This window comes from Peptacetobacter hominis (genome assembly GCF_006861675.1).
GTDB lineage: Bacteria > Bacillota > Clostridia > Peptostreptococcales > Peptostreptococcaceae > Peptacetobacter > Peptacetobacter hominis.
Genome location: NZ_SGJB01000011.1, coordinates 11645 through 24402, shown reverse-complemented (window position 1 = coordinate 24402; position 12758 = coordinate 11645). Strand labels below are relative to the sequence as shown.

General features: G+C 33.1%; 11 protein-coding genes. 9 read left to right on the top strand and 2 right to left on the bottom strand.

The genetic code is table 11. The annotated features are described in order from the left end of the window. Positions 1-19: 19 nt before the first annotated feature. The 3 genes from EXD82_RS06865 to EXD82_RS06855 all read left to right on the top strand — a co-directional run bounded on the left by EXD82_RS06865 (position 20) and on the right by EXD82_RS06855 (position 3264). On the top strand, positions 20-1678 hold the full coding sequence (locus EXD82_RS06865; RefSeq protein ID WP_142536180.1) for a nucleoside kinase: 1659 nt from the start codon (positions 20-22) through the stop codon (positions 1676-1678). Positions 1679-1808: 130 nt separating this feature from the next. Further along, positions 1809-2351, top strand: coding sequence for a helix-turn-helix domain-containing protein (locus EXD82_RS06860; protein WP_142536179.1), 543 nt, complete (start codon positions 1809-1811; stop codon positions 2349-2351). A 73-nt stretch (positions 2352-2424) separates the two neighbouring features. After that, complete coding sequence (locus tag EXD82_RS06855; RefSeq protein WP_142536178.1) at positions 2425-3264, top strand: deoxyribonuclease IV; 840 nt, start codon at positions 2425-2427, stop codon at positions 3262-3264. Between the two features lie 6 nt (positions 3265-3270). Here EXD82_RS06855 and EXD82_RS06850 read toward each other — a convergent pair whose 3' ends face one another. After that, on the bottom strand, positions 3271-3681 hold the full coding sequence (locus tag EXD82_RS06850) for a RusA family crossover junction endodeoxyribonuclease (RefSeq protein ID WP_142536177.1): 411 nt from the start codon (positions 3679-3681) through the stop codon (positions 3271-3273). A gap of 88 nt (positions 3682-3769) precedes the next feature. Between EXD82_RS06850 and queG the strand changes: the two genes are divergently transcribed. The 5 genes from queG to EXD82_RS06825 all read left to right on the top strand — a co-directional run bounded on the left by queG (position 3770) and on the right by EXD82_RS06825 (position 7783). After that, complete coding sequence (queG, locus tag EXD82_RS06845) at positions 3770-4711, top strand: tRNA epoxyqueuosine(34) reductase QueG (protein WP_246082022.1); 942 nt, start codon at positions 3770-3772, stop codon at positions 4709-4711. Between the two features lie 6 nt (positions 4712-4717). Then, positions 4718-5359: an endonuclease III gene (gene nth / locus EXD82_RS06840; protein ID WP_142536176.1), complete on the top strand. Its 642-nt coding sequence runs from the start codon at positions 4718-4720 to the stop codon at positions 5357-5359. Positions 5360-5443: 84 nt separating this feature from the next. Continuing rightward, a complete protein-coding gene (locus EXD82_RS06835) occupies positions 5444-5914 on the top strand; it encodes a tRNA (cytidine(34)-2'-O)-methyltransferase (protein ID WP_142536175.1) in 471 nt (156 codons plus the stop codon). A gap of 22 nt (positions 5915-5936) precedes the next feature. Beyond that, the gene (locus EXD82_RS06830; RefSeq protein WP_142536174.1) at positions 5937-6785 is read left to right on the top strand and encodes a DegV family protein; all 849 of its coding nucleotides are present in this window, start codon (positions 5937-5939) and stop codon (positions 6783-6785) included. A 23-nt stretch (positions 6786-6808) separates the two neighbouring features. Further along, entirely contained in the window at positions 6809-7783 is a 975-nt protein-coding gene (locus tag EXD82_RS06825; RefSeq protein WP_142536173.1) for a BMP family ABC transporter substrate-binding protein, read from the top strand. Positions 7784-8567: 784 nt separating this feature from the next. Here the strand turns inward: EXD82_RS06825 and EXD82_RS06820 are convergent. Continuing rightward, positions 8568-10022: an aminoacyl-histidine dipeptidase gene (locus tag EXD82_RS06820; protein ID WP_142536172.1), complete on the bottom strand. Its 1455-nt coding sequence runs from the start codon at positions 10020-10022 to the stop codon at positions 8568-8570. Between the two features lie 292 nt (positions 10023-10314). On the opposite strand from EXD82_RS06820, the gene EXD82_RS06815 reads away from it, so the two are divergent. Further along, positions 10315-12696 (top strand): endonuclease MutS2, encoded by a 2382-nt coding sequence (locus EXD82_RS06815; protein WP_142536171.1) that lies wholly within the window; start codon positions 10315-10317, stop codon positions 12694-12696. Positions 12697-12758 lie beyond the last annotated feature (62 nt).

The following is a 12758-nucleotide window of genomic DNA, read 5'->3' as shown; positions in this document are numbered from 1 at the left end:
AACAAAGGAGTGAAAATATATGACTCTGATAAAAGTTAGTGTAGAGGGAAAAATAAGGGAAATTATGTCAGAAAATGAAGAAGTCAGACTGGAGGATGTTCTTAGAAATTCAGAAGACATATATAAAGGCTATCCTATGGCAGCTAAAGTTGGAAACAAACTTATGTCTTTAAATGAGACTGTAAAAGAAGACGACAAAGTAGAATTTATAGATACATGTACTGAAGATGGAAAAAGGATATATTCGAGAGTACTTTCATTTGTATTCGTAATAGCCTGTAGAAAACTTTATGAAAATGTTGTTCTTTCTGCACAGCATTCACTTTCAGACGGCATATATTACACAATAGATATAGGCAGAAAACTAAATAAAAATGACATAAAGGCCATAAAGACAAAAATGTCAAAAATAATTGAAAAAAACTGTGAAATAAAGGAAAAAGAACTTTCAAAAGGTGAGGCCCGGTCTTTATTCAGAGTGCTTGGTCAGGAAGAAAAGGCAGAGATAATAGAAAAAAGGGACTCTGATAAAGCCAAAATATACGAATGTGATGGATATATAAGTCATTTTTATGGAATGATGCTTCCATCAACAGGATATATTAAGACTTTTGATGTTATCGGGTATAAAGAGGGTGTTGTCCTTATGGGACCATCAGATGATAATAGAGAGACAGCAGAGCAGTTCAGTGACCAGCCTAAACTTTCACAGATATACAATGAATATGAATCATGGTCAGATACACTCGGTGTAAAAAATGTAAATGACCTTAATAATATAATAAACGATGGTGAGTATGGAGAACTTATAAGGACAGTTGAAGCTCTTCAGGAAAAGAAAATATCTCAGATAGCGGATATTATAAAAGAGAGAGGAAGCAGGGTTGTACTTATAGCGGCTCCATCATCTTCAGGAAAAACAAGTTTCGCACATAGACTGTCAATACAGCTTAAAGTAAGTGGTCTTACATCAAAGGCTATAGGTATAGATGACTACTTTGTTGACAGAGAACATACACCACTAGATGAGGATGGAAAACACGATTATGAATCAGTAAATGCGGTTGATATAGTAAAATTCAATAAAGATATAAATATGCTCTTAAATGGAGAGGAAATAGAAGGTATAAAATTTGACTTTTTAACAGGAAAAAGAGTATATACAGGAGAGAAAATATCTCTTAAAAAAGATCAGGTTCTAATAATAGAGGGAATACATGGTCTTAACCCGGAACTTACAAAATATATAGATCGGGAAAAGAAATTCAGAATATATATAAGTGCTCTTACTCAGATAAATCTTGATTCACTGAATAGAATTCCTACAACAGATCTAAGACTGATAAGAAGAATCGTAAGAGACAGCAATTTCAGAGGTTATAGTGCCTCTGATACAATAAAAAACTGGAAGAGTGTAAGAAGAGGAGAAAAGAAAAATATATTCCCATACCAGGAGGAGGCGGATGTAATGTTCAATTCAGCCTGTGTATACGAGCTTTCGGTTTTGAAAAAATATGCATATCCACTTCTAAAAGCTGTTGGAGAGGATACTGATGAGCATATAGAGGCGGTAAGACTTATAAGTTTTATGCAGTATTTTGATTCGCTTGAGGATACAGCTGACATTCCACCGACAGCTATAATAAGAGAATTTATAGGTGGAAGCAGGATTTTGTAATAATTGCAGTATTCCATAATTTATTTGTATAAATTTTTTAGATACATATTAATATTTTTTGACAATATCTTATTTATTAATATATAATAGGAATAGCAATTATATTGAATTTTTAGGAGAGATATAAATAATGAAAGAGGTACTGGTATTAAGAAGTCTGGAATGCATCAAGGCAGTAGCGCATCCAAAGAGAATAGATATACTTAAACAGTTCAAAGAACAACCTTTGTCTGCAAAACAGCTTTCCGAGCTGCTTGGAGAGCCTCATGCGAAAATAAACTATCATATAAAAATGCTTTATAAGGCGGGGATTCTCGAACTTGTAGAGGAAAAAATAAAATCGGGTATAGTTGAAAAATACTATTATCCTACAGCTAAAAATATAGAAGTTGCAAAAAGTGTTCTTGATTTTTCACTTGGAATAGAAAGTGATGCAAATGGAGAATATGTTTCTATATTTGAGGATATGAGTGAGGCATTTTTTAATGCTGCAGAAGCAGGAAGACTAAGTAGTTCAAGTGTTGAAGATTATCACAATATAAGGCTTTCAGAGCGGGAGGCTGAGGAACTGAAGGAGACTCTTCAGAAAAAAATAGAGGAAATAGCTTCAAGAGAAAATAGAGAAGATACAGGTGTATACTACGAGGTCGCACTGGTATCTATACCGGAATAAAACCGATTCAGAAGGATGGATTTTTCATCCTTCTTTTTAATATATAAAATCAGAGTAAGAGAGGAGAAAAGTTATGGGACTGACTATAGGATCACATATATCAATAGCAAAAGGATTTAAAAAAGCTGCTCAGACAACAGTGGAGATGGATGCAAATACATTTCAGTTTTTCAGTAGAAATCCAAGAGGCGGAAATGCAAAGGAATTTGATGAAAAAGATATAGCAGAATTTCAGAGGATAAGAAAAGAAAACAATTTTGGTGCATTACTTGCACATGCACCATATACTATGAATCTTGCTGCGGCAAAAGATGATACCTATGAATTTGCAAAAAAAGTTATAAAAGAAGACGTAAAAAGAATGGATAGTATAGGTATAGAATATATATGTTTTCATCCGGGAAGTCATGTAGGCGGCGGAGTGGATTCAGGTATAGAAAAAATAATTGAAGGGTTAAACGAAGCTATAACAGGAAATGAAAATATTACAGTGCTTCTTGAGACAATGTCGGGAAAAGGAACTGAGATAGGGAGAAGCTTTGAGGAAATAAAAAGAATAATCGACGGTGTAAAACACAGTGAAAGAATAGGAGTATGTCTTGATACATGTCATATATTTTCTGCAGGGTATGATATAGTTAATTCACCGGAAGATGTTTTGAAGGAGTTTGATAGTGTAATAGGTCTTGAAAGACTGAAAACAATACATCTTAACGACAGTATGATGCCATTTGGAGCGAACAAGGATAGACATGCAGGATTCGGTGAAGGTGAAATAGGAATGGCAGCCTTGACGGAATTTATAAACAGACCTGAAATCAAAGGAATACCACTTTTTCTGGAAACACCTTATGACGACAATGGGCATGCAAGAGAGATAAAAGAAATAAAAAAATTGGTTATATCTGAGTAGAAAATTCTACTCAGAGATTTTTTCTATTAAATATGAAAGAGAATATTCATCAGATGGATAAAGTTCTATTTCAACTCTTGGATTTTCTTTGTCTATAAAATCAAATAAAAGAACAGGTTTAAGCTGGCGGTCATTTTTTATAATACCGCTTTTTTCGAGCCCATCGCATATACTTTTAGGATAATTGTGAAGATCGCCCATTCTTTTGTCAGGAAAATAAAGTTTCATAACAGTTATGAGGTCACAGGTAAGCTGTTCACCAAAGTACTGTTTATTGACATAGCCGGCAATCATATTTTCATAGGCTATATATTTTGAATATTTCCCTTTTGAAGGCATCCATGCCTGTCCATGAACGTTATGAAGTTTAAAATTAGATTTACTTATTGGTCTTCCTGGTATAGTGAGTTTTATCATTTATATATTCCTTTCATAGTGTTATGATATTATTGATTATACTTATTAAAAGCAATTATGGCAAATATTCATTCAGGAGGATTTTATTTTGAAAAATAGAGTAATGTCCCTGACAGAAATAAAAAAAATATTAAAAAGACACGGGATAGATGTATCGGGAGTATGTTCTTCAGATATGGATGAAAATCTAAAAAAATATTTATACAAAAGAGAAAAAGAAAAAGGCCTAAGCGGTATGGAGGAATCAGATATATCAAAAAGGACCGATGTATATAGTGTTATGGAGGATGCAAATAGTATAATAACAGCGGCTTTTCCATACTATACAGGATATAATACAGATTCAAATATTTCAATTTATTGCAGCGGCAAAGATTATCATACAGTAATAGAGGGTATATTAAATAAAGTATGCAGTGATATAAGAGACAGTTTAAATGATAATGAAAAAGAAAATTTCAGGTTTGAAATATGTGTTGATACATCTCCTCTTGTAGATAGATATATAGCATATATGTCCGGCATAGGATTTTTTGGGCTTAATAACAATATAATAACTGAAAAATACGGATCCTATGTATTTATAGGGTATATAATTACCAATTTAAATATAGAGAAAAGTGAGCCGATGGACAGAGAATGTATAAAATGTGGAAAATGTATAGAAATGTGCCCCGGAAAAGCTCTTAAAGAAGATTATAAAATGGACGCGAAAAGATGCCTTTCATATATAACCCAGAAAAAAGGAGAGTTTTCTGAGCAGGAAAAAGAACTCATAATAAAAGAAAAAACTGTATTCGGATGTGATGTATGTCAGAAAGTATGTCCTCACAATGAAAATATAGAATATACGGATATAAAAGAGTTTATGGAGGACAAAATATATAATCTTGAAAAAAATGACATAGATAATCTTTCAAACAGGGAGTTCAAAAGAAAATATGGAGATAGAGCATTCAGCTGGAGAGGTAAAGGGATAATAAAAAGAAACCTGGATTTAATAGAAGAAAATAACGAAAAAGGTGTGTGATATTTAATGGGAAAAAGCAGCGCTGAAATAAAGGAAATACTTGATATACTTGAAGAAACATATCCTGATGCGGAGTGTGAACTTAATTATACAACTCCTTTTGAATTACTTGTAGCCACTATACTTTCAGCTCAGTGCACAGATATAAGGGTGAATAAAGTTACAGGAGAGATGTTCAAAAAATACAATACTCCAGAGCAGTTTGCAAATTTGGATATAGCAGAAATAGAGGAAATGATAAGAACATGTGGACTTTTTAAAAGCAAGGCAAAGAAGATAAAAGAGACGTCAGAAATACTTGTGTCAGAGTTTGGTGGAGAAGTTCCTGAGAGTCTTGAAGAACTTATAAAGCTTCCGGGTGTCGGCAGAAAAACTGCAGGCGTTGTTTTGAGCAATGCTTTTGGGTGGCCTGCAATACCTGTGGATACACATGTGTTCAGAATAGTGAATAGACTTGGAATAGTAAACACATCTACTCCTGAAAAAACGGAATTTGAACTTATGAAGGTTCTTCCAAAAGAGAGATGGTCAAAGGCACATCATCTTTTTATATTCCACGGAAGAAGAAGATGTAACGCAAGAAAACCGGAATGTACCGGCTGCCCGGTCGAAAAACATTGTAATTACTATTCAGAAATAGTAAAATAGAAGACTGAGAAGAGTTTAAAAAAAGGAGGATAGATATGTCTATCCTCTTATATAATTATGGATAATAAATTGAGGAGGTATAACATGGCACTTAATATAGTTCTGGTAGAACCTGAAATACCACATAATACAGGAAATATAATAAGAACATGTGCAGTAACAGGTGCAAAGCTTCATCTTATAAAACCTCTTGGTTTTGAGCTTTCAGACAAGCATCTGAAAAGATGTGGACTTGATTACTGGGATATTGCAGATGTAAAGATATATGAAAACTTTGAAGAACTTGAGGAAATGTATCCGGATGCACAGTATGTGCTTGCAACTAGCAAAGTAAAGAGAGCACATACAGATGTAGAATATAAGGATAGATGTTTTCTGGTATTCGGAAGTGAGACAAGAGGACTTTCTAAAGAGATAATAGAAAGACATATAGAAGACTGTGCGAGAATACCTATGCTTGATCTTGAGAGAGCAAGATGTCTGAACTTATCAAATGCGGTTGCAGTAATGACATATGAGGCTCTTCGCCAGCTTGGATATCCGGAAATGAGATAATATTACAAAAAGGAGAAAATTTATGAGTGATATAAAAATAATATGTGACAGTTTATGTGATATAGGTATTGAAGATGTTGAAAAATATGATTTAGAAGTAGTGCCTATAACAGTTATAATAAATGACAAAGAATACAAAGATGGAATAGACATATCAAAAGATGATTTTTATAGTATGCTTAGAGAGGGAGATGTATATCCAAAAACATCTCAGGCTACATATGGACAGTTTAGAGAGGTATTTGAAAAGTATGCAAAAGAAGGAAAGCAGATACTTTATATAGCTGCATCTTCTACTGCTACAGGAACATGCCAGAGTGCTGTTATGGCAAAAAATGACGTTGACGGTGATATACATGTATTTGATTCTCAGCAGGTATGCTATGGTATAGCTACATTTATACATCTTGCTGCAAAAATGAGAGAAGAAGGAAAATCTGTTGATGAAATAATGAAGGCTATGGAAGATATGAAAGATAGAGTAAGTGTAATGTTCTATGTTGATACTCTTGAATACCTTCAGAAAGGTGGAAGAATTTCTTCTACAAAAGCGGCAATAGGAAATATACTTAATATAAAACCTATACTTTATATAAAAGATGGTCTTGTATCTCAGCTGGCTCAGGTTAGAGGAAAGAAAAATCTTGTTTCAAAAATGATAGAGCTTGTAAATTCTGAGTGTGGAACAGACTTTTCAGATCAGACAATATACATAGGATATACAGATAGAGAAGAAGACAGAGATAAGCTTGCAGAGGCAGTAAGAGAAAGTCTTAAACCTGCAGATATAAAATTCTTCAAAATCGGAACAGGAATAGTAACACATTCAGGACCTGGAGCAGCAGGTATAATATGTCTAAAAAATAAATAAAAACTTGGCTGGTGAATTATAATATGAAATTAAAATCTATTTTTATAACAATAGCTATTGTAATTTCTGTATGTGGAATGATTTCAGGCTGTGATAAAATAACTGGAAGCAATGAAGAGGAGACATCAGCTGTGTCAGTAACGCTTATGACTGATGCCGGAAATGGTGTGGAAAGTGAATTGAATGAGACTGCAAGACTTGGTCTTGAAGATGCAGAGGCGGAACTCGGAATAGAGGGAAGAAATATCAAATGTTCAGATACAGAAGATATGAAAAGTAATATAGATATACTTGTAAAAGCAGGAAAAACAGATCTTATAATAGGAGCAGGCGAAAGATTTGAAGAAGTTATATCAGTGGAAGCTGCAAAATATCCGAAACAGAAATTTGCTGTAATAGATGCGGATAAAACTTCAAAGCCTCATGAAAATGTGGTTTATATATCTTTTGATGACGAAAGAGCCGGTTTTATGGCTGGATTTATAGCAGGAAAAATGACATCAAAAAATAAAATTGCATGTATAGGCTCAGACACAAATGAATATATTTCAGGCTTTGAAAAAGGAGCGAAGACTGCAAACGATAAAATAGAAGAAATACTTACAAGAAATGCAGATCCTATGTCAGATCCGGAGGCATCAAAAAATGCCGCAAATGATGTAACCTATTACGGTGCGGATGTTATATTTGCGCCATTACCGGATGATTCAAAATCAGTGATAGACCGAGTAGATAATTCTACAAAAATTATAGCAGTAAATACAGATCAGTATACATATTCAAAGGAAAAAGTAATAGCATCAATAATTAAAAGTTATAAAAAAGCTGTATATAATGTATCTGTAATGGCATATAATGAAGAAGACTTCAAAGGTGGACAAAATATTTTCTATAGTGCAAAGGACGGTGGAATAGCACTTTCTTCTTCAACAGAAAATACAGTGCCACCGGATGTCATTATGCGGCTTGATAAAGCTCTTAAAGAAGAATACAAATAAAATTAAAGCGGACTGTCTTATGGCGGTCTGCTATTTTTATAAAATAAAGTGCAAAAATATTCTGAAAAGTTATTGACAGATAAAAAAACCGGTGCTATAATTAAGTTAAATAAAAGATACAAAACAAAAATAAAAGAAAAAAGATACTGATAAATAAAAACAGAAAGAGGTGAGTCCAATGACTAATTAACAAAGCTATATTAAATATTTAAAACTAGTAATATAGGGAAACGGATAATATCAAATAGGATATATATCATATAATAAAGTAGAAGAGTAAGATTTAAATAGAGATATAGCTAAAAAGAAAAAGATTAAAAAATACCAAAAGAGTATATAATCCACAAATACCCACTGAACAAACGATAAATATAAAAACCAAATATCAGTATTACAAGTGTATCTGAAAAATATTCCAAAGCAGTTAAAACTAAAGGTTAAAGCAAGTGGATCCGAAAGGGATTCGTTAGAATACTAATAAAAATTAATAATATAGATTTATATCATCTAAAATTTATATAATATGGGTATAAAAATAAATAGAAAAAGGATGATATATAATAACAAAATAACAGATTTATAAATTAAATTAATTCAAATAGATTAATAATATAGATATCTGAGAAAGGAATCCATAAAAAATGGTAAAGAAAAACGGTGATATGCTATAGGCACCATCTCAATTACTAACAAAAGTAGAGATGGTGCCTTTAAATTTTTTTGTATATAAAAGTATAAAAAAAGGAGACGAATAAATCGTCCCCTGTTATTTTTTGTTTAATTATTACTTCATAGATTCAAGTATATCTATAAGTAATTTGTAAGTTCTTTCAGTTGATGGTATATTTAAATGTTCATTTTCAGAGTGAACGTCATACATATCAGGACCTATTGATATAGCTTCAACTCCATCCATTTTATCAAGAAGTAATCCACACTCAAGACCTGCATGTATAGCTATTATTTCAGGTTTTTTACCAGAAACTTTTTCGTATGCAGCAGAACATATCTGTTCTATTCTAGAATTTGGTATAACTTCCCATGCTGGATATCCTGCTATAACTTCATATTTGAATCCAAGAGCTTTTGTAAGAAGTTCAACTCTCTTAGCTATTTCTTCTTTTATAGATTCTCTTGCACTTCTTATAGAGAATGTTAATTTAACCTGATCTCCATCATTGTGAACAGCTGCCATGTTAGTAGAGCTTTCTGGAAGAGAAGTATCAAGGCTTCCATCTTCTCTCACTGTGTAAGAGTTTACTCCGTGAGGAAGTACTGTTAATAGAGTAAGGAATCTTTCTTTGAAGCAGTCTGAATAAACTTTTTCAACACATGCATCTTCGAATAAAACTTTCATGTTTGGTTCAGAAACTGAGAATTCTCTTCTTATAGCATCGAAAGTTTCATTTAATTCAGCTTTTGCAGCTTCAACATCTTCAACCATTATAACTGCTTCAGCGTGGTTTGGTATAGCATTATGCATTGTACCACCAGTTAAGTCAGCAAGGTCATATTCACAAGAAAGTGCATTAAGCATTCTTACAACAACTTTAGTTGCGTTTGCTCTCTGAAGCTGTATTTCCTGTCCTGAATGCCCTCCAAGAAGGTCAGTAACAACAACTTTAAGAGCTTTTTTGCAGCTGCAAGCATCTTTATATTCTTTATCTAAAGTAAGAAGTGGAGTTCTTCCTCCTGCGCATCCTATAGTGAAGAAACCTTCTTCTTCAGAGTCTATATTTAATAGATATTTACCAGTTAATAAAGTAGTATCAAGAGCATATGCTCCATCCATTCCACTTTCTTCATTTATAGTGAAAACAGCCTCTAAAGCAGGGTGTTTTAAATTATCATCTTCTAATATAGCTAAACTCATTGCTATTGCTATACCGTCATCTGCCCCTAAAGTAGTGTTGTTTGCATATATCATATCGTCAACTATTTTCATTTCGATAGGGTCTTTTGTAAAGTCATGGTTAGAACCTTTACCTTTAACACAAACCATATCCATATGTCCCTGAAGTATAACAGCTGGACAATCTTCATAACCTTCGCTTGCAGGTTTCTTGATTATTATATTTCCAACCTTATCCTGTATAGTTTCAAGCCCAAGTTTCTCACCACATTCTTTAAGCCAGTTACTTACAGCAGCCTCGTTGTAAGATCCTCTTGGTATCTGGTTCATTGCTTCGAAATATTCGAAGACTCTTTTTGGTTCTAAGTGTCCTAATACATTTGACATTTTATTACGCCTCCTGAATAATAAATTATGATAAAATAAAATTGCGGCTATATTATACAAATAATCTATATTTATGTATAATAATTATAGCTATAGTTACAGTATAATACAAAATTAAAAAAAAAACAGTCAAATTCTATAAAAAATAGCAAAAATTCATAAAAAAGAAATCGGTTTTTCCAGGATATAAGCAGTTTCAACAGTTATAATAAATGCAGGAATCAATAGTATTTTTTTATAAATGCAAATAAATTGAAAATAAAGATAATATAAATTAACAAGGAGGACTATAATGGATAAAAAATCATTTAATGTTCTTGAATTTGATAAAATAATAGAACTTTTAAAAGATAAAGCATCTTCGTCTCTTGGGATTGAAATGATAAAAAAACTTGAACCAAGTGGTGATTATGAAGAAGTAAAATATAGATTGCAGGAAACAACAGAAGCTCAATCAATACTTATAAAAAGAGGATCTGTAAGTATGGGTGGTATACACGACATAGAGGATAAGGTCAAAAGAGCGGATATCGGAGCTTCACTTGATCCCGGAAGTCTTATTATGATAGCGGATACTATAAGAGCAGCGAGAATACTTTCAAACAGTCTTTCTGGAGATGGAGAAGAGGAGGATTTCAACTATCCGATAATACAGTCTCTGGCGACATCTCTTTATACCTATAGAGATATAGAGGATGCAATATACAATGCTATAATAAGCGAACTTGAAATATCAGATAATGCATCGCCGACTCTTAGAGATATAAGAAGAAGGATTGTTCAGAAAAACCAGTCTATAAGATCAAAACTGAATTCTATAATATCTTCAGCTACATATCAAAAATATCTTCAGGATGCAATAATATCTATGAGAGGTGATAGATTTGTAGTACCAGTAAAAGCAGAATACAGATCTGTTGTATCGGGTATAGTACACGATCAGTCGTCATCAGGAGCTACACTTTTCATAGAGCCTATGAGTATAGTTGAGATGAACAATGAACTTAGAAAACTTAAGCTTGATGAACAGGAAGAAATAGAGAGAATACTTGCAGAACTTTCAAAAATGGTCGGCGAAGTTGCAAGAGAACTTATCTCCAATCAGGAAATACTTAAAAAGATAGATTTTGCGTTTGCAAAAGGAAAACTTTCAATAGATATGAGAGGAATAGATCCTAAACTGAATGAGGATAGAAAATTTGTCATAAAAAATGGAAGACATCCACTTCTTGACAGAAAAACTGTTGTTGCAAACACAATATATCTTGGAGATGAATTTGATACACTTGTAATAACAGGTCCAAATACTGGTGGTAAGACAGTTACAATAAAAACTGTAGGGCTATTTGCACTTATGACTCAGAGTGGTCTTCATATACCGGCAGATTATGGAAGTAGTATGTGTGTATACGATAATATTTTTGCAGATATAGGAGATGAACAGAGTATAGAGCAGAGTCTCTCTACATTCTCATCTCATATGACGAGAATAGTATCTATACTTAAGGATGTAACGGAAAACTCTCTTGTAATATTTGACGAACTTGGAGCTGGTACAGATCCGGTAGAAGGTGCTGCACTTGCAATTGCGATACTTGAAGATATAAAAATGGCAGGTGCAAAATGTATAGCTACAACTCACTATAGTGAGCTTAAAAATTATGCACTGACAAAAGATAGAGTTGAAAATGCGGCAGTTGAGTTTGATATAAATACTCTTAGTCCTACATATAAGCTTCTGATAGGAGTTCCGGGAAAATCAAATGCGTTTGAAATATCAAGAAAACTTGGACTTTCAGATTATATAATTGATAGAGCAAAAGAATTTATAGATACTGACAATATAGAGCTTGAAGATGTACTTCAGAATGTTGAGAAAAACAGACTTAAAGCTCAGGAAGATAGAGAAGAAGCAGAAAAACTTAGAGCTGAAATAGAAGAACTTAAAAAAGAACATCAGGAGAAACTTGAAAAACTTACAAATCAGAGAGAAAAAATGCTTGAAAGAGCAAGATCTGAGGCGTTCTCAATAACAAGACAGGCAAAAGAGGAAGTAGACAGCATAATAAAAGAGCTTAGAAGACTTGAAACTCAGAGAGCTTCAAAAGAAAAGAACATGCAGATAGAGCAGCTGAGAAAAGAACTTACAGATTCTATGGGAAGTCTTCAGCCTACAGTAAAAAGTATGATTGTACCAAAAGTTGCATCAAAAGAAATAAAAAGCCTTAAACCTGGCGATGAGGTAAGAGTTATAACGCTTAATCAGGAAGGGACTGTAGTTTCTGCAGATAACAGAAAAAAAGAAGCAGTTGTACAGATTGGTATTATGAAAATGACACTTCCGTTCAAATCACTTCAGAAGGCAAAAGGAAATACACATAGTACTGTAACTAAGAAAACAAGAAGTGTAATAAAATCAAAATCAGGAAGAGTAAAAAGTGAAGTGGATCTGAGAGGTATGAATCTTGAGGAAGCTACACTTGAGGTTGAAAAGTATCTTGATGATGCAACTGTTGCAGGTCTTGAGCAGGTCACTATTATACATGGTATAGGTACCGGCGTACTTAAGGCAGGAATACAGGAAGTTCTAAAAAGAAACAGACATGTCAAGAAAAAACGTCCAGGAGGATATGGAGAAGGTGGAGTTGGAGTTACAATAGTTACTCTTAAATAAAAAACTACTGCGATTAAAAATAGAAAATGAAAAATTAAGGCGAAGAGGTTTTTACTTCTTCG